This window comes from Pseudomonas sp. Irchel 3H7 (assembly GCF_900187605.1).
Taxonomy (GTDB): Bacteria; Pseudomonadota; Gammaproteobacteria; order Pseudomonadales; family Pseudomonadaceae; genus Aquipseudomonas.
Genome location: NZ_FYEA01000027.1, coordinates 1 through 23,738, shown reverse-complemented (window position 1 = coordinate 23,738; position 23,738 = coordinate 1). Strand labels below are relative to the sequence as shown.

Below are 23,738 nucleotides of genomic sequence, written 5' to 3'. Positions count from 1 at the left end.
ACATCGTTGGGTTTTACAACAACGAACGGCTGCACTCGAAACTGGGATATCTGCCACCGACCGTTTACGAGCGGGCGATGGCGTCAAAACCACCTATCGAGGTGTCCGGAATTAGTTGACCACTGCACGGTGCCAAGAGCCCTCACCCTAACCCTCTCCCAGAGGGAGAGGGGACTGACCGAGTTGGATGTTCCGGATACACCGACCTGAGATATCCGGTCGAACTCAGCTTTTGAAAGGCCCCCGATCTGCTCCCTTTCCCCCTCGCCCCCTTGGGGGAGAGGGCTGGGGTGAGGGGGATAGATCGAAAGCACACCACAAATCTCAAAGCCAGACACAATAAAGCCCATGACACGTCATGGGCTTTTCACTTGCAGCTAGCAGCTTGAAACTCGCAGCTGCGCTTACACGTAAAACGATTTCAACGGCGGAAAGCCATTGAACTCAACCGCGCTGTAACTGGTGGTGTACGCCCCGGTCGACAGCCAGTACAGACGATCACCGATCGCCAGGTTCAACGGCAGACCGTATTTGTAGTTCTCGTACATGATGTCAGCGCTGTCGCAGGTCGGGCCGGCGATCACGACTTCTTCCATCTCGCCTTTCTTCTCGGTCCAGATCGGGAACTTGATCGCTTCGTCCATGGTTTCGATCAGGCCGGAGAATTTGCCCACATCGGTATAAACCCAACGTTCAACAGCGGTGCGCGACTTGCGTGCAACCAGCACCACTTCGCTGACCAGAATCCCGGCGTTGGCGATCAGCGAACGGCCCGGCTCGAGAATGATTTCCGGCAGGTCATCACCGAAGTCTTCCTTGAGGAAACGGATGATTTCTTCGGCGTAGGTTTCCAGGCTGTTGGTGCGGGTGATGTAGTTGGCCGGGAAGCCACCGCCCATGTTGATCAGCTTCAGGTGAATGCCGTCTTCTTCTTTCAGGCGCTCGAAGATCACTTTGACCTTGGCGATCGCCGCGTCCCAGACGCTGATGTCGCGTTGCTGCGAACCGACGTGGAAGGAGATGCCGTAAGGCACCAGGCCGAGGTCGCGAGCGAGGATCAGCAGGTCCATGGCCATGTCGGTCTGGCAGCCGAATTTGCGCGACAGTGGCCAGTCAGCCGTGGTCGAGCCTTCGGTGAGGATGCGCACATAGACTTTCGAACCCGGGGCAGCCTTGGCGATGTTGCGCAGGTCGGCTTCGGAGTCGGTGGAGAACAGACGCACGCCCTTCTCGTAGAAGTAGCGGATGTCCTTGGATTTCTTGATGGTGTTGCCGTAGCTGATGCGGTCCGGGCTGACGCCGCGATCCATCACCTTGTCCAGCTCATAGATCGAGGCGATGTCGAAGCTCGAACCTTTCTCTTTGAGCAGGTCGATGATCTCGACGGCCGGGTTGGCCTTGACCGCGTAGTAGACCTTGGCGAATTCGAAACCGGCGCGCAGGTCATCGTAGGCCTGGGCGATCATCGCGGTGTCGATCACCACGAACGGGGTTTCCTGTTTGTCGGCGAACGCCTTCATTTTGTCGAATGTAGCGCGCGCGAAATAGTCTTCGACCTGGATCGACATGCTGGGAACTCCTACTGGCAAACTGAAATTAACAATGGGTGCAAATGAACGTCCTCCGTATCCCCACTTTGGTTCGCCTACTTCCCAAGGCATGTCGCCGAAAGCAAAAAGGCCATGGGATGTGCAGCTTTCCCTTGGCCTTGCTGTCTCGTCGTCAGTACTTGAGCCGGATGGATCGTTTCCAGCATGGACGTTCGGCGCGAACTTTAGGGCGTGAGGGGCGTGAGATCAACTAAAAATGTCGCGTTTTTGCACGCTTCTGACGTGCGTCGCGTTCATCACTCTTTGTAGCCGACCGAGATGACGGGCAGATGTTCCCCGAGAATTTTCCAGTGTTAAAAATACCTGCACGTTCGCAGCTTTTGCCGGCGAAGTCGTAGGTAAGTGTGATGGGCGCAACATCGGCGACGATGGCCGCGAGAGATGGGAGTGAGGGGGATTTTGGCTGTTTGGACGGCTATCCAGCGCATGCTGTCTGGTTCTCAGGTGTTGAGATTCTTTTCCGCCTTGTGAATGACTTGGTAACACCCCCGGTCCAGTAGGAGTGAGCCTGCTCGCGATGACTTTTTTTCAGCCGACATCTTCATTGACTGATATTGCGCTATCGCGAGCAGGCTCACTCCTACAGGGTTTTGTGTTTTTACCGGTTAATCAGGCGACCACCGCCTCAGCCGGCGAGACAATACTGGTCTTCATCCCACGCGAACGCCCCGAACTCAGATAAGCCGCAATCGACTCCTGCGTCACCTCACCGAGGAACACCCGTTCGGCATCCATCACTGGCAGCCACGAACGATTGAACTCGTACATGCGTGACAGCAGGATGCGCAAATGTTCGTCGTACGCTGCCGTGGCATTGAACTCACGCAGGAACTGCGCGCAGGTGCCGGTCTGACGGTGCAGATCACGACGGCGCACATAACCCAGCGCCTTGTTCTCGGCACAGGTGACCACCACGTAGCGACGGTCATGCTCGTCCATCAATTCCAGCGCATCAGCCACCGGCGTCTCCGGGCTCACCGACGGCGCGTTGTCCGCCGCATCTTCTGCCTTCACCAGCAACAGACGCTTGAGCGTGCTGTCCTGCCCCACGAAGCTGCTGACAAAGTCGTCCGCCGGGTGCGCGAGCAGCGTGTCCGGGTGATCGATCTGCAGCAGTTTGCCGGCGCGGAAGATTGCGATCTTGTCGCCGAGTTTGATCGCTTCGTCGATGTCGTGGCTGACCATGATCACAGTCTTGTTCAGCGCGCGCTGCATCTCGAAGAACTCGTTCTGGATCATCTCGCGGTTGATCGGGTCGACCGCACCGAACGGCTCATCCATCAACAGCAACGGTGCATCAGCGGCCAGTGCGCGGATCACGCCGATGCGCTGTTGCTGGCCACCGGACAGTTCACGCGGGTAGCGATGCAGATATTGCTTGGGCTCCAGCTTGATCATGCTCATCAATTCGCGGGCGCGGTCGTGGCATTTCTGTTTGTCCCAGCCGAGCAGTTTCGGCACGACAACGATGTTCTCTTCGATGGTCATGTTCGGGAACAGGCCGATCTGCTGGATCACGTAACCGATGTTACGGCGCAGGGTCACCTCGTCGAGGTCGGTGGTGTCTTCGCCGTTGATGAGGATCTTGCCCGAGGTCGGTTTGATCAGGCGATTGATCATCTTCAGCGTGGTGCTTTTACCGCAACCCGATGGCCCGAGGAACACACAGATTTCGCCTTCATTGACGGTCAGGCTTACCGAGTCCACGGCTTTGACGTCTTTGCCGTTGCTTTGGAAAGTTTTGCTGAGGTTTTGAAGTTCGATCATTTGAGCAGTCCTTTTGGAGTCAACGAGCGTTGCAGCCATTGGAGAAACAGGTCAGCGAAAATGGCCAGAAGACTGACCAGCAGTGCGCCGACGATCAGCATCGACATGTCACTGCGGCTGATGGAAGCGAGGATCAACACACCGAGGCCACCGGCGCCGATGGTCGCGGCGATGGTCATCACGCCGATGTTCATCACCACGGCGGTACGCACGCCGGCGAGGATCACCGGCACGGCGATCGGCAACTCGACCATGCGCAGACGCTGGCCGAAGGTCATGCCGATGCCGCGCGCGGCTTCACGGATGCCCGGTTCCACGCCAGTGAGGGCGAGGTAGGTGTTGCGCATGATCGGCAACAGTGAATAAAGGAACACGGCGGTGATCGCCGGCATCGGGCCGAGGCCCTGGCCGAATTTGGAGTAGAACGGCAGCAGCAAACCGAACAGGGCAATCGACGGCACCGTCAGCAGCACCGTGGCGCTGGCTTGCAATGGGCCGGCGAGAGTCGGAAACCGCGTCATCAGAATGCCCAACGGCACGCCAACGACAATCGCCAGGGTCACGGCAATGCCGACGAGGGTGATGTGCTGCCAGGTCAGGTGCATCACCTGTTGCCAGTCGAGGTGGGAAAAGGCGTTCAGAAATTCCATGACTTTTCCTCCTTAGTTAAGTGGGTGCTGGCGCAGGAAATCGGCGGCCACTTTCGAAGGGCTTTCGTGATCGACGTCGACCCGCGCGTTGAGCTGGCGCATGGTTTCGTCGTCGAACAGTTCGGCCAGCGGCTTGAGTTGCTCGGCCAATTGCGGGTGCGCGTCGAGGTAGGCCTGACGCACCACCGGTGCGGCGGTGTAGTCGGGGAAGTAGTGCTTGTCGTCTTCCAGCAGTTTCAGGCCGAAGGCGTTGAGGCGACCGTCAGTGGTGTAGACCAGACCGGCAAACACCTGACCGTTACGCAGCGCTGTATAGACCAGGCCAGCGTCCATCTGACGGATGTTCTTGCGGGTCAGGTTCATGCCGTAGAGATCGACCATGCCGATCAGCCCGTCGGAGCGGTTGGCAAACTCGGTGTCCAGCGCCACCAGATGATTGGTCTTGGCCTCGGCGCGCAGCACTTCGTTCAACTGGCTGATGTTGCTGATCTGCGGATATTCCTCGGCGACCTTTTTCGGCAGCGCGAGGGCGTAGGTGTTGCTGAATTTCGACGGCGTCAGCCAGACCAGGCCTTTTTTCGCGTCGAGTTCTTTTACCCGGGCGTAGGACTGGGCGCTGTCGAGTTTTTCCGTGACGTGGTTGTAGGCCACCAGCGACACGCCGGTATATTCCCAGAGCATGTCCAGCTGCCCGCTTTCGTGGGCGCTGCGGGCGAGGTTGCTGCCCAGACCACCGGTGATCTGCGCGTCGTAGCCTTTGCTGCGCAGATATTGCGCGGTGATTTCCGCGAGCAGGGTCTGCTCGGTGAATACCCGGGCGCCGAGGCGAATCACTGGTTTTTCAGCGGCTTGGGCGATGCCTGCAAACAGCAGGGCACTGCTCAACATCAGGCCTAACATCAAGCTAAGTCGTTTCATAAATATTCCTTCGCAAAAGCCTTAAGACGGGCGCAAACCGCGTTCCAGCCAGAGGCGGCTGGCGAGGGTGACGACGCCATCGAGCAGCAAGGCCAGCAGCGCGGTGCACGCGGCGCCGAGCAGCAGTTGCGGCTGATTGTTCAGGGCGATGCCAGGGAAGATCAGGCTGCCAAGGCTGTTGGCACCGATCAGGAACGCCAGCGGCGCGGTGCCGACGTTGATCGCCAAAGCCACGCGCACACCACCGACGATGATCGGCACAGCGTTGGGCAATTCGACTTTCCACAGCACTTGGCGCGGGGTCATGCCGATGCCGACGGCCGCTTCTTTCAGCGAGCCCTGCACATTTTTCAGGCCTTCGTAGGTGTTGCGCACAATCGGCAGCAACGAAGCGAGGAATAAAGCGAAGATCGCCGGGCCACTGCCGATGCCGAGGACGCCCAGGGCAATCGCGAGCACGGCCAGCGGAGGCACGGTGTTACCGATATTGAAGATCTGCATGAAGCGTTCAGCGCGGCCGACCATGGTCGGGCGACTGAGGAAGATGCCGGCGGGGATGCCCACGACAAGGGCGGCCAGCATTGAAGCGAGGACGAGAATCAGATGAGCTTGCAGGTAAAACAACAAATCGTCGCGGTAGTGTTCGATCGTGTTGATGCCGATCCAGTGGACCAGCAGGGCCAGGAGCGCGATCACCACCGCACCTCCCATCAGCCCTTTGCCATAGCGGATAGCCACAGGCGGACTCCTTTTTTTGTAGTCGGCGAACGCCCTCCCGTGTGGCATGCCGTACATGGCTGCCGGGAATAAACGTTCGCGAGAAGCAGCTCCCTCAGCACCGGCAAAAAGCGGTCTGAAAGCGAGCCATGAGCGCAGCCTCGTCAGGCTAACTTGCTGATTTTTCAGCCCCTGACGAAAATTCGTAACAGGGGATGGACGTCTCCGTGCTTCAAAAGGTTCCCATCTGCGGCAGCATTTGGCCACCCTTAATGTGCTCAACGGTTCGGTTATTGCATCGAGTTGGGCTATAATCGCGGCCCTTTTTTGAATCACCGCCAGGCGATTTCCCATGACCAACCAGGCCGCCGAAGTCGCGAAACGCCGCACTTTCGCCATTATTTCCCACCCCGATGCCGGTAAAACCACGATCACCGAAAAGCTCCTGTTGATGGGCAAGGCGATTGCAGTGGCCGGTACGGTGAAATCCCGTAAATCCGATCGCCATGCGACATCCGACTGGATGGAGATGGAGAAGCAACGGGGTATTTCCATTACCACGTCGGTCATGCAGTTCCCGTATCGCGAACACATGATCAACCTGCTCGACACCCCGGGCCACGAAGACTTCTCCGAAGATACCTACCGCACCCTGACCGCGGTGGACTCGGCATTGATGGTTCTCGACGGCGGTAAAGGTGTAGAGCCACGGACCATTGCGCTGATGGACGTCTGCCGTCTGCGTGACACGCCGATCGTCAGCTTCATCAACAAACTCGACCGTGACATCCGCGACCCGATCGAACTGCTCGACGAGATCGAAGCCGTGCTGAAGATCAAGGCCGCGCCGATCACCTGGCCGATCGGTTGCTACCGCGACTTCAAGGGCGTGTACCACCTGGCCGATGACTACATCATTGTCTACACCGCCGGTCACGGTCACGAACGCACCGAAACCAAGATCATCGAGAAGCTCGACTCCGACGAAGCGCGTGCGCATCTGGGCGACGAGTACGAGCGTTTCATCGAGCAGCTGGAACTGGTTCAGGGCGCCTGCCACGAATTCAATCAACAGGAATTCCTCGACGGTCAGCTGACCCCGGTATTCTTCGGTACTGCTTTGGGCAACTTTGGTGTTGACCACGTACTCGACGCCGTCGTTGATTGGGCGCCGCGTCCGCTGGCCCGTGTCGCTAACGAGCGTACCGTCGAGCCGGTCGAAGAGAAGTTCTCGGGCTTCATCTTCAAGATCCAGGCGAACATGGACCCGAAGCACCGCGACCGCATCGCCTTCATGCGCATTTGCTCCGGCAAGTACGAGAAAGGCATGAAGATGCGCCACGTGCGCACCGGCAAGGACGTGCGCATCGGCGACGCCTTGACGTTCTTCTCCTCCGAGCGTGAGCAGCTTGAAGAAGCCTTTGCCGGCGACATCATCGGTCTGCACAACCACGGTACGATCCAGATTGGCGACACCTTCAGTGAAGGTGAAACCCTCGGTTTCACCGGCATTCCGCACTTTGCGCCGGAGCTGTTCCGTCGTGTGCGCCTGCGTGATCCGCTGAAATCCAAGCAGTTGCGTCAGGGTCTCCAGCAACTGGCCGAAGAAGGTGCAACGCAGGTGTTCTTCCCGGAGCGCAGCAACGACATCATTCTTGGCGCCGTGGGTGTGCTGCAGTTTGATGTGGTCGCCAGCCGTTTGAAGGAGGAATACAAGGTTGAGTGCTCGTATGAGCCGATCACTGTGTATTCCGCGCGCTGGATTGAGTGCAGCGACAAGAAGAAGCTTGAGGAGTTTTCCAACAAGGCTGTGGAGAACCTGGCGGTCGATGGCGGTGGGCACCTGACCTATCTTGCGCCGACGCGGGTTAACCTGGCGTTGATGGAAGAGCGTTGGCCGGATGTGAAATTCCGTGCGACGCGTGAGCATCACTAAGCTCTGAGTTGGTTTGTCCGAAGCCCCCTCGGTGTGTGCCTAGGGGGCTTTTTTTTGCTTTGGTTTTGGGGGTATATCCGTTTTTTGGGTGATGGCGGCTTAGGGTTCCGCCCTTACGGCGGGTCACCTTTTCCAAACGCCGAAAAGGTAACCCAAAAGGCTTGCTCCTACGTGCGGCCCGCTCGCTGGGGCTCGGGGTTCCTTCGCTGCGGGATCGATCCGGGCGCAGCGCCTACGGTTTGCTTCGCTGCACCTCCTCTCGCTGTGTTTGGCTGCGCCAAACGGTCGCTGCGCTCCCACGCCCGGATCAATCCCTCCACTCAGCCTTCCGACGTCGCCCTACAGATCAAGAGCTGCAGCCGAGCTAACGCTCATCCTGTTGAGTGGTGAAGAGCCAAGCGGTGTTCGGCTGTTGATTTGTGTTGTGGCTACCCCTCACCCCAGCCCTCTCCCGAGGGAGAGGGAGCCGATTTGTGGGCTTTTCAAGATCTGAGTTCGACTCGGTATTTCACGTCGGCGTATCTCTTCCAGCCCACGCGGTCAGTCCCCTCTCCCTACGGGCGGTCCGACGTTTCGGGAGGGCTAGGGTGAGGGGCTTTTGACCTGTTTCAGAACCTGCGTTCAACTCGGTATTTCACGTCGGCGTAGCTCTCCCAAACACCTCGGTCAGTCCCCTCTCCCTTTGGGAGAGGGATAGGGTGAGGGGCTTTTGATCTCAAGTCGGTTTCTGGTTTCGTCCGCGCAATGGCTGTAGGCCGTCTCCGTTTTTTGTGATCTCGATGTTCTCGAACGCGACAACCAGCCTGCTGGCCGTTAGTGTTCCAGCTCCACGCAAGTCGCTTTGAGAGGTCAAGGGAATGACGAGTCGACTGACTCAACTGCTGCGGCTCAACGGTTATTTCAGCGTAATGGCCTGGGTGCTCGCGGCGCTGTTGTTCATCAATCGCTTGAGCAGCATGGTCAAGCTGTTCATGGCACTGTACCTGCGTCAGGAGCTGGGGCTGGCGATCGAGACGGTTGGCTGGTTGCTGTCGGCGTACGGCGCGGGTTTGCTGGTCGGTTCGATGCTCGGTGGCTGGCTCAGTGATCATGTGCGCACGGCGCGGCTGACGGCGGCGTTGTTCTTTGTTTCGGTGTGGGTGCTGTTGCTGCTGGGGCTGGTGACGCAGGTGCCGTTGCTGGCGGCATTGTTGTTGCTCAGCGGAACCCTCGATGGGGCCATTCGCACGCTGCATCAGCGCCTGATCATGGAATATTGCGAGGTGGCGCAGCGCTCGCGTGCGCAGGCCTTGAGCCGGGTGGCGCGCAACCTCGGGATGGCCGCTGCCGGGGTGGCGGGCGGGGTTTTGGCGCAGGCTGATTTTCGCTGGGTATTTTTCGCCAGTGCGGCAATGACGTTGCTGGCCTTGCTGTGGTTTGTCCGCACCACGTGGCAGCGTCCGGTGCTGATCAATGACGAAACGTCCACGGATGACGCAGGTTCCGGGGGGCCGTATCGCGACAAACCGTTCCTCTGGTTGCTGGCGGCGACGGCTGTGCTTGGCATCGCGTTCGACACGGTCTACAGCACCCTGGGCAATTATCTGCGTGATTACTATCACTTGAGCACCGAAGCGATCGGTTGGCAGTTTGGCCTCAATGCGTTGTTGGTGATCGCCCTGCAGATTCCGTTGTCGCATTGGGGCGAGCGATGGGGCATGCGTCGACAAATGCTGCTCGGCAGTGTGTTGCTGGCCTGCGGGCTCGGCATGTTGCCGTTCGGTTCCGGGCTGTTTTACGTCTGCCTGTCGACGCTGATCTGGACCTTGGGCGAGGCGTTTTTCATGCCGCCGCTGAATGTGCTGGCGATGCGTTTTGCCCTGGGCGGCAAAAGCGGTCAGTACTTCGGCCTGTTCTTTATGAGCTGGAGCGCCAGTGCGCTGTTGTCACCGGTGCTCAGTGGCCAGTTGTATGGTCAATTCGGGGGCCACAGTGTGTGGCTGGCGAGTGCGCTGATGGTGTTGATTTCCATCCCTCTGACTTGGCAGGCCACGCGCGTGCGCCCGGTCGCTTAGCTGATCCAGCTATTGGCATTATTCGAAAGCAATCTGTCTGCCGAGGGCATTTCTGCGCGCTCGTTAGCGTCCTATCTGGTGAACCCGATGGATCGGAACTAGATTTCACACAGCGCCAGTCAGGCACGAATGTCTCACCTGAAAATGGATGGAGTCGGCTATGAAAAGCAGGTTGCTACGGGTTTTATTACTGTTGAAAGTGATGGTCATGCTGTCCCTCGGCACCGCGACGGCCTGGGCCGAGTGCGAGGATCATGATTCCCAGGCGTTCAACGGACAGGTGGGGCATAGCGGTTTGATGCTCGCCAAGTCTGAATCCGAGCCGGGCGATCAGGGGCAGGGTGGCAGCGCCGATGACGACGACTCGACCACCGATGAGCCGGACTCTGATGATCCGGACGACGAAGGCGATAGCCAAACGTAAATCGCAGGCAAAAGAAAACCCCTTCTGCCTCGACTGATGCGCAATCGGGGTGGAAGGGGTTTGCTCAACACTTTATCCCTGAATAAACCCGATCCCTGTAGGAGCTGCGGCACGCTGCGATCTTTTGATTCTGATTCTGACAATCAAAAGATCGCAGCCTCGTTTCACTCGACAGCTCCTACAGGTTTCGTGTCGCTCTCCAGATTTGCTTATGCCGCGCCGTCGAGGAACTGCTCGGCGTAGTGGCAAGCCACCTGCCGGCTGTCGAGCTGGCGCAACGCTGGCTCTTCCGTGCTGCAACGCTCGGTCGCATACGGGCAGCGCTTGTGGAAAGCACAGCCCGGCGGCGGGTTCAGCGGGTTAGGCAGTTCGCCGACGATCTTGATTTTCGGCTTGTTCGGATCCGGGTGAATGGTCGGGGTTGCCGACAGCAGCGCCTGGGTATACGGGTGCAGCGGACGCTCGTAAATGTCGTTCTTCGGCCCCAGTTCCACCGGGCGACCGAGGTACATCACCATCACGTCATCGGCCACGTGTTGCACCACCGCGAGGTTGTGCGAGATGAACACGTACGCGGTGTTGAACTCCTGCTGCAGATCCATGAACAGGTTGAGTACCTGCGCCTGAATCGACACGTCCAGTGCCGAAGTCGGCTCATCCGCCACCAACACTTTCGGTTGCAACATCATCGCCCGGGCCAGGGCGATACGCTGGCGCTGACCGCCGGAGAACATGTGCGGATAGCGCTGATAGTGCTCAGGGCGCAAGCCGACCTGCTTCATCATCGCCTGGACTTTCTCGCGACGCTCAGCGGCGGAGAGGTTGGTGTTGATCAGCAGCGGTTCGCCGAGCTGATCACCGACTTTCTGCCGTGGGTTCAACGAGGCGTATGGGCTTTGGAAGACCATCTGCACGTCTTTGCGCAGTTGCTTGCGCTGGGCTTTGTCGGCGCCGGCGACTTCCTGGCCGGCGATTTTCAAGGAGCCGGAAGATGGATCTTCAATCAGCGTCAACGCACGGGCGAGGGTGGATTTGCCGCAGCCCGACTCGCCTACCACGGCGAGGGTCTTGCCGGCTTCCAGTTCGAACGACACACCGTTGAGTGCGCGCACGGTCGCGTGGCCCTTGAACAGACCACGGGAGACTTCGTAGTGACGGGTCAGGTCGCGGGCGGTAAGTACGACGGCCATTACGCCACCTCCTGGTTCAGCGGGAAGAAGCAGCGCGCGAGGCTGTTGCTTTTCGGATCAAGGCCTGGACGCTGCGTGCGGCAGCTGTCCTGCACGTACGGGCAGCGCGGCGACAGCAGGCAACCCTGCGGACGGTCGTAGCGGCCCGGGACGATACCCGGCAGAGTCGACAGGCGTGAGGCGCCGAGGCTGTGCTCGGGAATCGCCTTGAGCAGCGCTTCGCTGTACGGGTGCGCCGGGATGTCGAACAGTTGCGGCACTTGGCCGACTTCAACGGCTTGACCGGCGTACATCACGCAGACGCGCTGGGCGGTTTCCGCCACGACCGCGAGGTCGTGAGTGATCAGCACCAAGCCCATGTTCTGTTCTTTCTGCAACGCCAGCAGCAGATCCATGATCTGTGCCTGAATCGTCACGTCCAGCGCAGTAGTCGGTTCGTCGGCGATCAGCAGTTTCGGCTCGCCGGCAATCGCCATGGCGATCGCAACACGCTGGCTCATACCGCCGGACAGTTGATGCGGGTAGGCGTCCATACGGCTGGCGGCGCCAGGGATTTCGACTTTTTCCAGCAGCTCGATCGCACGTTTGCGCGCTTGCTTGCCGGACATTTTCAGGTGCAGACGCAGCACTTCTTCGATCTGGAAACCGACGGTGTAGCTCGGGTTCAGCGCGGTCATCGGGTCCTGAAAGACCATCGACAGGTCTTTGCCGACGATTTGCCGGCGCTGACGGTTGCTCAGCTTGAGCATGTCTTTGCCGTCAAAGCTGAGCGAGTCGGCGGTGACGATGCCGGGATGCTCGATCAGGCCCATCAGCGCCATCATGGTCACGGATTTACCCGAACCCGACTCGCCCACGATGGCCAGTACTTCGCCTTTGTCGACTTTCAGGTCGAGGCCGTCGACCACCGGGGTCGCGGTCTTGTCGCCGAAGCGAACGTTGAGATTCTTGATTTCTAGCAGTGACATGGGAATCTCCTCAGGCGGCGTTCTTGAGTTTCGGGTCCAGCGCATCGCGCAGACCGTCGCCCATCAAGTTGATTGCCAGCACACTGAGCAAAATGGTCAAACCAGGCAGACTGACTACCCACCAGGCGCGTTCGATGTAGTCGCGGGCCGAGGCCAGCATGGTGCCCCACTCAGGGGTTGGCGGTTGTACGCCAAGGCCGAGGAAGCCCAGTGCGGCGGCATCGAGAATCGCCGAGGAGAAGCTCAAAGTTGCCTGAACGATCAGCGGCGCCATGCAGTTCGGCAGCACGGTGATGAACATCAGACGTGGCAGACCGGCACCGGCCAGGCGCGCGGCGGTCACGTAGTCGCGGTTCAGTTCGCCCATCACGGCGGCACGGGTCAGACGCACGTAGGACGGCAGCGAAACCACAGCAATGGCGATCACGGTGTTGATCAGGCCAGGGCCGAGGATGGCGACAATCGCCACAGCCAGCAGCAGCGACGGCAGGGCCAGCATGATGTCCATCAGACGCATGATGGTCGGGCCGATCATCTTCGGGAAGAAACCGGCAAACAGACCGAGGAGGATCCCCGGAATCAGCGACATCACCACCGACGACAAGCCGATCAGCAACGACAGGCGCGAACCCTGGATCAGACGCGACAGCAGGTCACGCCCCAGTTCATCGGTGCCGAGCAGGAATTGCATCTGTCCGCCTTCCAGCCACGCCGGTGGCGTCAGCAGGAAGTCACGGTATTGCTCGCTCGGGTTATGCGGCGCGACCCACGGCGCGAACAGCGCGCAGAAGATGATCAGCAACATGAACAGCAGGCCGGCAACTGCGCCCTTGTTCTTCGAGAAGGCTTGCCAGAATTCTTTGTACGGTGACGGGTACAGCAGACTTTGATCCGCGTTGGCGGCGGTGGCTACTGAGGATGTTGGAGTGCTCATGGTTATTGACCTCAGCGCTGATGACGGATGCGTGGGTTGGCAAAGCCGTAGAGGATGTCCACTACGAAGTTGACCAGAATCACCAGGCAGGCGATTAACAGGATGCCGTTTTGCACAACCGGGTAGTCCCGGGCGCCGATGGCTTCGATCAGCCATTTACCGATGCCGGGCCAGGAGAAGATGGTTTCGGTCAGGACCGCACCGGCCAGCAGGGTGCCGACTTGCAGACCGACCACGGTGAGTACCGGAATCAGCGCGTTACGCAGGCCGTGGACGAACACCACGCGCGACGGCGACAGGCCCTTGGCCTTGGCGGTGCGGATGTAGTCTTCGCGCAGCACTTCAAGCATCGACGAACGGGTCATCCGCGCGATCACTGCCAGCGGAATGGTGCCGAGCACGATGGCTGGCAGGATCAGGTGATGCAGCGCGTCGAAGAACGCGCCGACGTCATCGGCCAGCAGCGTGTCGATGAGCATGAAACCGGTGCGCGGCTCGATGTCATAGAGCAAATCGATCCGCCCGGAAACCGGGGTCCAGCCCAGGCTCACCGAGAAGAACATGATCAGGATCAGGCCCCACCAGAAGATCGGCATCGAATACCCCGCGAGGGAGATGCCCATCACCCCGTGGTCGAACAGCGATCCTCGCTTGAGTGCCGCGATCACCCCGGCCAGAAGACCGAGAATGCCGGCGAACAGCAGGGCGGCCATGGACAGTTCCAAAGTCGCCGGAAAGAGAGAGGTGAACTCGGTCCATACGCTTTCACGCGTACGCAGGGATTCGCCGAGATCGCCTTGAGCCAGTTTGCCGATGTAGTCCAGATACTGGGCATACAGTGGCTTGTTCAGACCTAGGCGTTCCATTGCCTGAGCGTGCATTTCGGGGTCGACCCGACGTTCGCCCATCATCACTTCCACGGGGTCGCCCGGAATCATGCGAATCAACGCGAAAGTCAGCAAGGTGATGCCGAAAAACGTGGGGATCAATAACCCCAGTCGGCGGGCAATAAAACTAAACATCTTGTGTGGTACCTCATCAGCCGGTTAGGCGTGCCCGGTGTCCCTGGGGTCAGGAACACCGGGAGTTTCTTATCTACTTCACCTGGGTGGTGGCGAAGTTATTAGTGGTGAGAGGGCTGATGTGATAGCCCTCTACGTTGTTGCGCATTGCAGTAAACATCCGCGTGTGGGCCATGCTGATCCACGGTTGATCCTGATTAAACAGGACCTGAGCCTGCTCGTAGAGTTTCGCGCGTTCGGCCGGATCTACTTTAGCCCGTGCTTCGTCGAGCAGTGCCTGGAATTTCTCGTTGCACCAGCGCGCGTAGTTTTCGCCGTTCTTGGCAGCTTCGCAACTGAGCATAGGCGTCAGGAAGTTATCCGGGTCGCCGTTGTCGCCCGCCCATCCGGCCGAGACCATATCGTGCTCACCGGCCTTGGCGCGTTTGAGCATTTCGCCCCATTCCATCACGCGAATGTCGATCTTGATCCCGACTTTCGCCAGGTCAGCCTGCATCATTTGTGCGCCGAGCATCGGGTTGGGGTTGGTCGGGCCACCGCCGTTACGGGTAAACAGGGTAAACACGGTGCCTTCCGGAACCCCGGCTTCCTTGAGCAGGGCGCGGGCCTTGTCGAGGTCGCGTGGCGGGTTCTTCAGGTCGTGGTTGTAGCCCAGCAGCGTGTCCGGGTACGGGTTGACCGCGACGGTCGCATTGCCCGGGCCAAACAGCGCGTTGACGTAAGCGGCTTTGTCGAAGGCGATATCGATCGCCTTACGCACGCGCACGTCGCTCATGTATTTGTGCTGGGTGTTCATGGCGATGTACGAAACGGTCATCGCGTTCAGTTCATCGACCTTGAGCTTGGCGTCTTTCTTGATGCTCGGGATGTCATCCGGTTTTGGATACAGCGCGATCTGGCATTCGTTGGCCTTGAGCTTCTGCAGGCGCACGTTGTTGTCGGTGGCGATCGCCAGGATCAACGCATCGGCTGGCGGCTTGCCACGGAAATACTCCGGGTTGGCCTTGAAGCGCACCTGCGCATCCTTGGCGTAGCGCTGGAAGATGAACGGGCCGGTGCCGATCGGCTTGTTGTTGAGGTCGCCGGTCTTGTTGGCTTTGAGCAATTGGTCGGCGTATTCGGCCGGGTAGATCGAGGAGAACGCCATCGCGATGTCGGCCAGGAACGGCGCTTCGCGGCGGGTCAGGGTGAACTTGACCGTGTTGTCGTCGACTTTCTCGACATTCTTCAGCAGTTCCTTGAAGCCCATGCTTTCAAAGTACGGGAAGCCCACGCTCGACAGTTTGTGCCACGGGTGATTCGGGTCCAGTTGACGCTGGAAGCTCCAGACCACGTCGTCGGCGTTCATGTCGCGGGTCGGCTTGAAATATTCGGTGGTGTGAAACTTGACGCCTTTGCGCAGGTGGAACGTGTAGGTCAGGCCGTCTTCGCTGATGTCCCAGGACTCGGCGAGAGCCGGGATCACTTCAGTGGTGCCGGGCTTGAAGTCAGCCAGGCGGTTGAAGATGGTTTCGGCCACAGCGTCCGCCGTGACTGCAGTTGTGTACTGGACCATATCGAAGCCTTCCGGACTGGCTTCGGTGCAGACCACCAAGGGTTTGGCCGAGACGCCAACAGCGACACTCAGCAACGCAGCCGCGATGGCCGCACGTAGGGGAAGCATTTTCATCGATAACCCTCTGCAATCGGTTGAAGACAAAAAACCGAACGGCCGACTCATCATGAGTCAGCCGTCGGTTGGCGTTTTTTACAGGATGTTGAATGGAATCGTGGTCACGAGACGGAACTCGTTGATGCTGCCGTCAGCCTGGTTTTCGCTGGCGCGGTGAGCGGTGTAAGTGCCGCGAATCGTGGTGGCTTTGAGTGGCCCGCTCTGTACGGCATAGGTTGCACCGATGCCGTATTCATAGTGGTGCTCGCCGTCCATCGATTGCACACCGTCGTAGCCGCCACCTTTGTAGTGAGTGCCGTCGATGCCCCAGCCGCGCGCCTGGTAGATGTTGAACTTCAGGCCCGGTACACCGTATTCGGCCATGTTGATGCCGTAGGAAACCTGGAAGGACTTCTCGTTCGGGCCGTTGAAGTCCGAGAGCAGGGAGTTGGCCAGGTAGATACCGTTGGTTTCGTGCAGGTAGTCGAAGTACTCGTTACCGTTCACTTCCTGATACGAGAAGGTCAGGGTGTGTGCCAGGTGAGTCAGGCCGAACGACAGCGAGTAGGTGTCGTTGTCGATGTCGCCCAGCAGTTTTTTGCCTTCGTCGACAGTCTTGTAGTAGTTCAGGCCGGTGGTCAGGCTGAGGATCGAGCTGTCACCCAGCACGTGGGTGGCGCCGAAGTAGTACTGGTTCCACAGGTCTTCAGCCTGGGTGCCCCACAGGCTGGTGGTCAGGCTGGCGAACGGCTGGTACGAGATACCGGCGGTATTCACGTGGTCAGCTTCGGCGTCGATGTTGCCGTATTCGGAGCGGAACTTGCTGAGGCTCTCTTCGGTACGAGGCGAGACGCGGTCGAACGTTGCCAGGTCGAACGAGAGGTTGTTCAGCTCTTCGCTGTGGATCGCGATACCTTCGAAGCTCGACGGCAGCGGACGGTTGCCGATCACGTCGACCTGCGGGCTGCTGAAGTTCATGCGGCCAGCGGTCAGGGTGGTATTGGAGATACGTGCCTTGATGTTGGCCAGGCCCACTTTGCTCCATTGACCTTGAGCGTCACCGCCTTCTTTGGTCAGCGTACGGTTGTTGCCTGCGCCTGGACGAGTGCCCGGTGCGCCGCCGTTGTTGGAGGCGAGGTTCTCGCGGTCACGCTCAAGAGCGATGGCGTTGTAGGCCGCCACTTCGGTGCTGAAACCGACAGTACCTTCGGTGAAGCCCGAGTTGTACTTGATGATCGTGCCTTGCACCCAGTTGATGCGGCGGTCGGTTTCGGTCGATTGGCCGTTCTTGCGATAGGCGAACTTGCCGCCGCGCTTGAGTTGCTCGTTGGCGTACCAGTTGCGGGTCGAACCGCTGATCGATTGACCTTCGAGGAAGCCGGTGGCCTCGGCCTGGGCGCTCTTCTCGTTGACGGTTACTGGAGTGAACGCCTGGCTTTGGGTTTCTGCGTACGCCGTGGCGGTGACGCTGCTGATGGCCAGAGCCAGTATCGCGGTGCTGCTCAGTTTCATGGGTGAAGCTCCTTTACTTTCTTTTTATGCCGGCTTTTTTTGGTATGCCGGTTATTGGTTTAGAACTCGTTCACACATCGCAAACGTTTGCAAAAAGCCGGATTGGCGAATTTCGGCAAAGCGCTTGCGTGAGGGGCTAGACAGCGCCCCCCAGCGTTGCGGCTAATCATCTGGTTTAATCGATACCGACACCCGAGAACACGTTGCGACCGAACGGGCTGACTTTGAACCCTTCGATCCTCGCGCTTAACGGCTGGTTGACCGTCGAGTGGGCGACAGGCGTGATCGGCACTTGCTGTTTAAGCAATTGCTGGGCCTGTTTATAGAGCACGGTGCGTTGGTCGCGGTCGGTGACGACCTTGGCCTGTTTGATCAGCTTGTCGTAAGCCGGGTCGCACCACATGGAGTAGTTGTTGCCGCCGATGGCATCGCAGCTGTACAGCGTGCCGAGCCAGTTGTCCGGATCCCCGTTGTCACCGGTCCAGCCGATCAGGCTGATGTCGTGCTCGCCATTTTTGGTGCGCTTGATGTACTCGCCCCATTCGTAGCTGACGATCTTCACTTTCAGACCGATCTTGGCCCAGTCCGCCTGGAGCATTTCGGCCATCAGTTTGGCGTTCGGGTTATACGGGCGCTGCACCGGCATCGCCCACAGGGTGATCTCGGTGCCTTCTTTAACGCCGGCAGCCTTGAGCAGCTCTTTGGCTTTTTCCGGGTTGTAGGCGGCGTCTTTGATGCTGTCGTCGTAGGACCACTGGGTCGGCGGCATGGCGTTGACGGCCAGTTGACCGGCGCCCTGATAAACAGCGTTGAGAATTCCTTGTTTATTCACCGCCATGTCCAGCGCCTGGCGCACTTCGAGCTGGTCGAAGGGCTTGTGGCGGACGTTATAGGCGATGTAGCCGAGGTTGAAACCCGGCTTGGAGATCAGCTGCAGTTTTGGATCGGCCTTCAGCGCTTCGACATCGGCAGGGCGCGGATGCAGGGTAATCTGGCATTCGCCGGCCTTGAGCTTCTGTACGCGCACCGAGGCGTCGGTGTTGATCGCGAAGATCAGGTTGTCGAGTTTGACCCGGCTCGGATCCCAGTAATGTTTATTACCGGTATAACGAATGTTCGAGTCTTTCTGATAACTCTTGAACACGAACGGCCCGGTGCCGATCGGTTTCTGGTTGATGTCGCTTGGCTTGCCTTCGGCCAGCAGTTTGTCGGCGTATTCGGCGGACAGGATGGCGGCGAAGCTCATGGCGATATTCTGAATGAACGCTGCGTCGACGCTGTTGAGCGTGAACTCCACGGTCAGCGGCCCGGTCTTCTCGACCTTGGCGATGTTCTTGTTCAGGCTCATCCCGTTGAAATACGGGAATTCGGTGGGATAAGCCTTACGGAAAGGTTGCTGTGCATCGAGCATGCGATTAAACGTGAACAACACGTCGTCGGCGTTGAAGTCGCGGGTCGGCTTGAAGTACGGCGTTGTATGAAATTTCACACCTTCACGCAGGTGAAAGGTGTACTTGAGACCATCCTCGGAAATATCCCACGTGGTTGCCAGGCCCGGGACGACATTAGTCGCGCCTTTTTCGAACTCGACCAGTCGGTTGTAGATCGGTTCGGCGGCGTCGTTATCGGTGGCCGTCGTGTATTGCGCGGTATCAAAGCCCGCCGGGCTGCCTTCAGAGCAGAACACCAGACTTTTGCTGGCGGCGAAACTGGCGGACGAGGCGGCCAACAGGCCGGCCGCCAACAATGCGGAATAAATCAAGGTATGGCGCATGACGCTCCCTCTTTTTTAGTGTTGTTCAATGCGCCGTCGTCTCATCCGGAGACGTTTTGGCTGCATCGAGCTCAATCCAGTGCGTACGGCAAACCGGTGGCCCACGCAGACACTGGTCAGTACCCGACGGTAGGGGCCGCGGTTCTGGCAGTAAATGCGTAAATGCCTTAAAGCTCGTAGGAAAAGGCGACGCGTCCTATACCGCTGCGGTAATCCACAGTGGAATTGGCTGTAGGCAATTTCCTAACTTCCCGGCAGGTAAAACAACGGCGACGTTATAAACGTCGCCGTTGCAGTGCCTTATTTGCTGACGCTGACGCCGTAGAAGGAATTCAAGCCGAATGGGCTGATCTTGAAATCCTGCACGTTGGCGCGCATGGGTTGGTACACCGTCGAGTGGGCGATAGGTGTCATCGGGACTGCATCTTTGAGGACGTGTTGCGCCTGTTTGTACAGTTCGGTGCGCTTGGCCTGGTCGGTCGTGCGTTTGGCTTCTTTGACGAGGCCGTCGAACTTCTTGTCGCACCACTTGGAGAAGTTGTTGCCGCTGAGCGAGTCGCAACCGAACAGCACGTTCAGCCAGTTGTCCGGATCACCATTGTCACCGCTCCAGCCAATGATCATGGCCTGGTTCTCGCCACCTTTGGAGCGTTTGATGTACTCGCCCCACTCGTAGCTGGTGATCTTCACTTTCAAGCCGATCTTGGCCCAGTCGGACTGGAGCATTTCAGCCATCAGTTTGGCGTTCGGGTTGTACGGACGCTGCACCGGCATCGCCCACAGCACGATCTCGGTACCTTCCTTGACGCCGGCTTCCTTGAGCAGCTGTTTGGCTTTCTCAGGATCGTACTTGGCATCTTTGATGGTGGTGTCGTAAGACCATTGGGTCGGCGGCATGGCGTTGACGGCCAGTTGGCCTGCGCCCTGATAAACCGAATCAATGATTTGCGGCTTGTTCACGGCCATGTCCAGCGCCTGACGAACGCGCAGGTCTGCCAGCGGGTTGGCCTCGTTGCTGCCCTTGACCTTGTCCATCACGTTGTAGGCGATGTAACCCAGGTTGAAACCAGCCTGGTCAGGCATTTTCAGGGTTTTGTCTTCTTTCAGCGCTTTCAGGTCGGCCGGACGCGGGAAGAGGGTGACCTGGCACTCGTTCTTTTTCAGCTTCTGAATACGTACCGACGGGTCGGTGGTGATGGCGAAGATCAGGTTGTCGATCTTCACGTCTTCAGGCTTCCAGTAGTCCTTGTTGCCGGTGTAACGGATGTTGGAGTCTTTCTGGTAGCTCTTGAACACGAACGGGCCAGTGCCGATCGGCTTCTGGTTGATGTCGGCAGCCTTGCCTTCCTTGAGCAGCTGGGCAGCGTACTCGGCGGACTGTACCGAGGCGAAGCTCATGGCCATGTTCTGGATGAACGCGGCATCCACTTCTTTCAAAGTGAACTTGACGGTGTGATCGTCGACTTTATCGATCTTGGTGATGTTGGTGTCCATCCCCATGTCGGTGAAGTACGGGAATTCGGTCGGGTACGCCTTACGGAACGGGTCATCCTTGTTAATCATGCGATTGAAGGTGAACAGTACGTCGTCGGCGTTGAACTCACGAGTCGGCTTGAAATACGGGGTGGTGTGGAACTTGACGCCTTCACGCAGGTGGAAGGTGTACGTCAGGCCGTCATCGGAAATGTCCCACTTGGTCGCCAGACCAGGAATCACGGCGGTGCCGCCGCGCTCGAACTGGGTCAGACGGTTGAACATGGTTTCGGCTGAGGCGTCGAAGTCGGTTCCGGTGGTGTACTGGCCTGGGTCGAAACCGGCCGGGCTGCCTTCGGAGCAGAACACCAGGTTAGTCGCAGCGGATGCGAAAGGTGCGGAGGCTAACAAGCCTGCGCCGACTAAAAACGGAATGACCGCGTGTTTAAGCATGTTGGCCTCATGATTTGTTGTCATTTTTTAGTTGTGAGGTACGACCTCGTGAGTCGTGCCTGCGGATACTTATGCAGGGGCCATACCCATTGCAAGATCCAGAGTGACTGCCGGCCTCAAAGCGTGGCACGAACGTACCTTAATGTCGCATCTGTATAACTTCTGACGCATTTGACCGTTTGCGGGTGGTTTTTACGGTGCAAATGAAGCCCCAAAACGGTGCGTTGGTCACGTTGTGCGCGCCGCCTTGGGGCTCGGTGTTACTTATTTATACCCACGCCATAGAAGGGGGTTAGACCGAACGGGCTGATCCGGAAGTCAGTAACTTCCTTGCGCAGCGGCTGAAACACCGTGGAGTTGGCAATCGGTGTGATCGGCACTTGCTGTTTAAGGATCAGTTGCGCCTGTTGATACAGTTTTACCCGCTGTGCTTTGTCGGTGGACAACTTGGCCTGTTGCACCAGTTTGTCGTAGGCCGGATCGCACCATTTGGCGTAGTTGCTGCCTTTTACCGCCGCGCAGCTGTAGAGCACGCCAAGCCAGTTGTCCGGGTCACCGTTGTCACCTGTCCAACCATAGATCATCGCGTCGTGTTCGCCATTTTTCGCGCGCTTGATGTACTCGCCCCATTCGTAGCTGACGATGTTGGCCTTGATGCCGATTTTCTCCCAATCCTGCTGGATCATCTGCGCCGACATCCGCGCGTTCGGGTTCGAGGCGCGCTGCACTGTCATCGCCCAGAGGTTGATGGTTGTACCCGGCGCAACCCCTGCTTCTTTCAGTAGCACCCGTGCTTTTGCCGGGTCGTAGGGAGCGTCCTTGATGTTCGGGTCATACGACCATTGCGCCGGCGGCAAGGCGTTTTGCGCCAACTGGCCGGCGCTTTGGTAGACGGCTTTGATGATTGCCGGTTTGTCGATGGCCATGTCCAACGCCTGCCGCACTTTGAGCTGGTCGAGTGGCGCGTGGGTGGTGTTGTAGGCGAGGAAGCCGAGGTTGAAACCGGCCTGTTTGAGCACGCGCAGGTTCGGGTCTTTTTCCATCACTTCGATGTCGGCCGGGCGTGGGTAGCCGCTGACCTGGCATTCGCCGGCCTTGAGTTTTTGCAGGCGCACGGCGGCGTCCGGGGTGATGGAGAAAATCAGGTTATCGATTTTGAGGTCTTCGGGTTTCCAGTAGGCCGTGTTGGCGGCGTAGCGGATTTGTGAGTCCTTCTGGTAGCGCTTGAACACGAATGGGCCGGTGCCGATCGGCTTCTGGTTGAGGTCGGCGGCTTTGCCTTCTTTCAACAGTTGGTTGGCGTATTCGGCTGATTGCACGGAGGCGAAGCTCATGGCGAGGTTTTGCACGAACGCGGCGTCGACGTTGTTGAGGTTGAAGCGCACGGTTTGCTCGTCGAGTTTTTCTACCGATTTGATCGTAGTGTTGAGGCCCATGTCGGTGAAGTAGGGGGATTCGGCGGGGTAGGCCTTGCGGAAGGCGTTTTCCGGGTCGAGCAGGCGCTGGAAGGTGAAGAGGACGTCGTCGGCGTTGAAGTCTCGAGTGGGGGTGAAGTAGTCGGTGGTGTGGAATTTTACGTTTTGGCGCAGGTGGAAGGTGTATTGCAGGCCATCCGGGGAGATATCCCATTTTGTTGCCAGGCCGGGTTCGATGTCGGTGCCGCCGCGTTTGAATTGGGTGAGGCGGTTGAAGACGGTTTCGGCGGAGGCGTCGAAGTCGGTGCCGCTGGTGTATTGGCTGGGGTCGAAGCCGGCGGGGCTGGCTTCGGAGCAGTAGACCAGGGTTGTGGCGGCGTTGGCGATCGGGGCTATGGCGGTTAGTGCGAGGGAGATCAAGAGCGGTTTTAGGGTGGATCTTGGCATGGGGTCCCCGGGGAATCGGCGGTGGTAATCGTGGAAGAGTAGCTGGGGCGGGGGGGGTGGCGGAAATATCGTTTTTCCTGTTGAAGCGTCTATCTCGGCATATCTAGCACTTGTGTGTATATCCGTTGCTGCGGTAACGGCTGCTTAGGGTTCCGCCCTTACGGCGGGTCACTTTTGACAAACGCCTCAAAAGTAACCAAAAACGCTTGCTCCTACGTACGGCCCGCTCGCTAGGGCTCGGGGTTCCTTCGCTGCGGGATCGATCCGGGCGCAGCGCCTACGGTTTGCTTCGCTGCACCTCCTCTCGCTGTGTTTGGCTGCGCCAAACGGTCGCTGCGCTCCCACGCCCGGATCAATCCCTCCACTCAGCCTTCCGACGTCGCCCTACAGATCAAGAGCTGCAGCCGAGCTAACGCTCATCCTGTTGAGTGGTGAAGAGCCAAGCGGTGTTCGGCTGTTGATTTGTGTTGTGGCTACCCCTCACCCCAGCCCTCTCCCGAGGGAGAGGGAGCCGATTTGTGGGCCTTTCAAAACCTGAGTTCGACTCGGTATTTCACGTCGGCGTACATCTCCCAAACCACTCGGTCAGTCCCCTCTCCCTACGGGCGGTCCGACGTTTCGGGAGGGCTAGGGTGAGGGGCTTTTGATCTGTTTCAGAATCTGAGTTCAACACGGCAATCGCACGTCGGCGTAACTTGCAGTGGTCTAATTTCCCCGGACACCCCGATAGGTGGAAAATACATCTATCGAGGAGTTATTCATGACTAAAAAACGCAGGGCATTCGACGACAGCTTCAAGCTGCAAGTCGTGAAGATGATCAAG

The 23,738-nt window shown here is 58.6% G+C and carries 17 protein-coding genes; 3 read left to right on the top strand and 14 right to left on the bottom strand.

Translation table 11 applies throughout. The features are described 5' to 3' along the window. Window positions 1–404: 404 nt before the first annotated feature. The 5 genes from CKW38_RS29215 to CKW38_RS29195 all read right to left on the bottom strand — a co-directional run bounded on the left by CKW38_RS29215 (window position 405) and on the right by CKW38_RS29195 (window position 5,656). On the bottom strand, window positions 405–1,568 hold the full coding sequence (locus tag CKW38_RS29215) for a type III PLP-dependent enzyme (protein WP_007915304.1): 1,164 nt from the start codon (window positions 1,566–1,568) through the stop codon (window positions 405–407). A gap of 651 nt (window positions 1,569–2,219) precedes the next feature. Next, window positions 2,220–3,377, bottom strand: a complete 1,158-nt coding sequence (locus CKW38_RS29210) for a betaine/proline/choline family ABC transporter ATP-binding protein (RefSeq protein ID WP_007915305.1) — start codon at window positions 3,375–3,377, stop codon at window positions 2,220–2,222. Continuing rightward, a complete protein-coding gene (locus tag CKW38_RS29205) occupies window positions 3,374–4,027 on the bottom strand; it encodes an ABC transporter permease (RefSeq protein ID WP_007915307.1) in 654 nt (217 codons plus the stop codon). The genes CKW38_RS29210 and CKW38_RS29205 overlap by 4 nt, the downstream gene beginning before the upstream one ends. A 12-nt stretch (window positions 4,028–4,039) precedes the next feature. Further along, a complete protein-coding gene (locus tag CKW38_RS29200; protein ID WP_095114536.1) occupies window positions 4,040–4,945 on the bottom strand; it encodes a glycine betaine ABC transporter substrate-binding protein in 906 nt (301 codons plus the stop codon). A gap of 21 nt (window positions 4,946–4,966) precedes the next feature. Continuing rightward, a complete protein-coding gene (locus tag CKW38_RS29195) occupies window positions 4,967–5,656 on the bottom strand; it encodes an ABC transporter permease (RefSeq protein ID WP_169844036.1) in 690 nt (229 codons plus the stop codon). A 358-nt stretch (window positions 5,657–6,014) separates the two neighbouring features. Here CKW38_RS29195 and CKW38_RS29190 point away from each other — a divergent pair, with 358 nt between their 5' ends. The 3 genes from CKW38_RS29190 (at window position 6,015) to CKW38_RS29180 (ending at window position 10,076) form a co-directional block, all read left to right on the top strand. Beyond that, window positions 6,015–7,598 carry a peptide chain release factor 3 gene (locus tag CKW38_RS29190; protein ID WP_007915312.1) on the top strand — a complete coding sequence of 528 codons (1,584 nt, stop codon included), beginning with the start codon at window positions 6,015–6,017 and terminating at the stop codon, window positions 7,596–7,598. Between the two features lie 857 nt (window positions 7,599–8,455). Continuing rightward, window positions 8,456–9,652 (top strand): MFS transporter, encoded by a 1,197-nt coding sequence (locus tag CKW38_RS29185; RefSeq protein WP_095114535.1) that lies wholly within the window; start codon window positions 8,456–8,458, stop codon window positions 9,650–9,652. A 160-nt stretch (window positions 9,653–9,812) separates the two neighbouring features. Then, window positions 9,813–10,076, top strand: a complete 264-nt coding sequence (locus tag CKW38_RS29180; protein WP_007917627.1) for a hypothetical protein — start codon at window positions 9,813–9,815, stop codon at window positions 10,074–10,076. A 209-nt stretch (window positions 10,077–10,285) separates the two neighbouring features. On the opposite strand, the gene CKW38_RS29175 is transcribed toward CKW38_RS29180, so the two are convergent. The 9 genes from CKW38_RS29175 to CKW38_RS29135 form a co-directional block, all read right to left on the bottom strand. After that, complete coding sequence (locus tag CKW38_RS29175; RefSeq protein WP_007917625.1) at window positions 10,286–11,266, bottom strand: peptide ABC transporter ATP-binding protein; 981 nt, start codon at window positions 11,264–11,266, stop codon at window positions 10,286–10,288. Then, a complete protein-coding gene (locus CKW38_RS29170; protein WP_007917624.1) occupies window positions 11,266–12,234 on the bottom strand; it encodes an ABC transporter ATP-binding protein in 969 nt (322 codons plus the stop codon). Before CKW38_RS29170 ends, CKW38_RS29175 begins: the two co-directional genes overlap by 1 nt. 10 nt (window positions 12,235–12,244) lie before the next feature. Further along, the gene (locus tag CKW38_RS29165) at window positions 12,245–13,168 is read right to left on the bottom strand and encodes an ABC transporter permease subunit (protein WP_007917622.1); all 924 of its coding nucleotides are present in this window, start codon (window positions 13,166–13,168) and stop codon (window positions 12,245–12,247) included. 11 nt (window positions 13,169–13,179) lie between these two features. Further along, entirely contained in the window at window positions 13,180–14,190 is a 1,011-nt protein-coding gene (locus CKW38_RS29160) for an ABC transporter permease subunit (protein ID WP_007917620.1), read from the bottom strand. 73 nt (window positions 14,191–14,263) lie between these two features. Then, the gene (locus CKW38_RS29155; protein WP_095114534.1) at window positions 14,264–15,859 is read right to left on the bottom strand and encodes an ABC transporter substrate-binding protein; all 1,596 of its coding nucleotides are present in this window, start codon (window positions 15,857–15,859) and stop codon (window positions 14,264–14,266) included. A 78-nt stretch (window positions 15,860–15,937) separates the two neighbouring features. Further along, complete coding sequence (locus tag CKW38_RS29150; protein WP_007917616.1) at window positions 15,938–17,353, bottom strand: OprD family porin; 1,416 nt, start codon at window positions 17,351–17,353, stop codon at window positions 15,938–15,940. Between the two features lie 175 nt (window positions 17,354–17,528). Continuing rightward, the gene (locus CKW38_RS29145) at window positions 17,529–19,127 is read right to left on the bottom strand and encodes an ABC transporter substrate-binding protein (RefSeq protein ID WP_095114533.1); all 1,599 of its coding nucleotides are present in this window, start codon (window positions 19,125–19,127) and stop codon (window positions 17,529–17,531) included. A gap of 300 nt (window positions 19,128–19,427) precedes the next feature. Continuing rightward, complete coding sequence (locus tag CKW38_RS29140) at window positions 19,428–21,053, bottom strand: ABC transporter substrate-binding protein (protein WP_095114532.1); 1,626 nt, start codon at window positions 21,051–21,053, stop codon at window positions 19,428–19,430. Window positions 21,054–21,313: 260 nt separating this feature from the next. Continuing rightward, the gene (locus CKW38_RS29135) at window positions 21,314–22,915 is read right to left on the bottom strand and encodes an ABC transporter substrate-binding protein (protein ID WP_095114531.1); all 1,602 of its coding nucleotides are present in this window, start codon (window positions 22,913–22,915) and stop codon (window positions 21,314–21,316) included. Window positions 22,916–23,738 lie beyond the last annotated feature (823 nt).

Excerpts from the sequence above, each read along its gene's own strand:
- CKW38_RS29215 (WP_007915304.1), bottom strand. The coding sequence starts at position 1,568 with ATGTCGATCCAGGTCGAAGACTATTTCGCGCGCGCTACATTCGACAAA.
- CKW38_RS29210 (WP_007915305.1), bottom strand. The coding sequence starts at position 3,377 with ATGATCGAACTTCAAAACCTCAGCAAAACTTTCCAAAGCAACGGCAAA.
- CKW38_RS29205 (WP_007915307.1), bottom strand. The coding sequence starts at position 4,027 with ATGGAATTTCTGAACGCCTTTTCCCACCTCGACTGGCAACAGGTGATG.
- CKW38_RS29200 (WP_095114536.1), bottom strand. The coding sequence starts at position 4,945 with ATGAAACGACTTAGCTTGATGTTAGGCCTGATGTTGAGCAGTGCCCTG.
- CKW38_RS29195 (WP_169844036.1), bottom strand. The coding sequence starts at position 5,656 with ATGGGAGGTGCGGTGGTGATCGCGCTCCTGGCCCTGCTGGTCCACTGG.
- CKW38_RS29190 (WP_007915312.1), top strand. The coding sequence starts at position 6,015 with ATGACCAACCAGGCCGCCGAAGTCGCGAAACGCCGCACTTTCGCCATT.
- CKW38_RS29185 (WP_095114535.1), top strand. The coding sequence starts at position 8,456 with ATGACGAGTCGACTGACTCAACTGCTGCGGCTCAACGGTTATTTCAGC.
- CKW38_RS29180 (WP_007917627.1), top strand. The coding sequence starts at position 9,813 with ATGAAAAGCAGGTTGCTACGGGTTTTATTACTGTTGAAAGTGATGGTC.
- CKW38_RS29175 (WP_007917625.1), bottom strand. The coding sequence starts at position 11,266 with ATGGCCGTCGTACTTACCGCCCGCGACCTGACCCGTCACTACGAAGTC.
- CKW38_RS29170 (WP_007917624.1), bottom strand. The coding sequence starts at position 12,234 with ATGTCACTGCTAGAAATCAAGAATCTCAACGTTCGCTTCGGCGACAAG.
- CKW38_RS29165 (WP_007917622.1), bottom strand. The coding sequence starts at position 13,168 with ATGAGCACTCCAACATCCTCAGTAGCCACCGCCGCCAACGCGGATCAA.
- CKW38_RS29160 (WP_007917620.1), bottom strand. The coding sequence starts at position 14,190 with ATGTTTAGTTTTATTGCCCGCCGACTGGGGTTATTGATCCCCACGTTT.
- CKW38_RS29155 (WP_095114534.1), bottom strand. The coding sequence starts at position 15,859 with ATGAAAATGCTTCCCCTACGTGCGGCCATCGCGGCTGCGTTGCTGAGT.
- CKW38_RS29150 (WP_007917616.1), bottom strand. The coding sequence starts at position 17,353 with ATGAAACTGAGCAGCACCGCGATACTGGCTCTGGCCATCAGCAGCGTC.
- CKW38_RS29145 (WP_095114533.1), bottom strand. The coding sequence starts at position 19,127 with ATGCGCCATACCTTGATTTATTCCGCATTGTTGGCGGCCGGCCTGTTG.
- CKW38_RS29140 (WP_095114532.1), bottom strand. The coding sequence starts at position 21,053 with ATGCTTAAACACGCGGTCATTCCGTTTTTAGTCGGCGCAGGCTTGTTA.
- CKW38_RS29135 (WP_095114531.1), bottom strand. The coding sequence starts at position 22,915 with ATGCCAAGATCCACCCTAAAACCGCTCTTGATCTCCCTCGCACTAACC.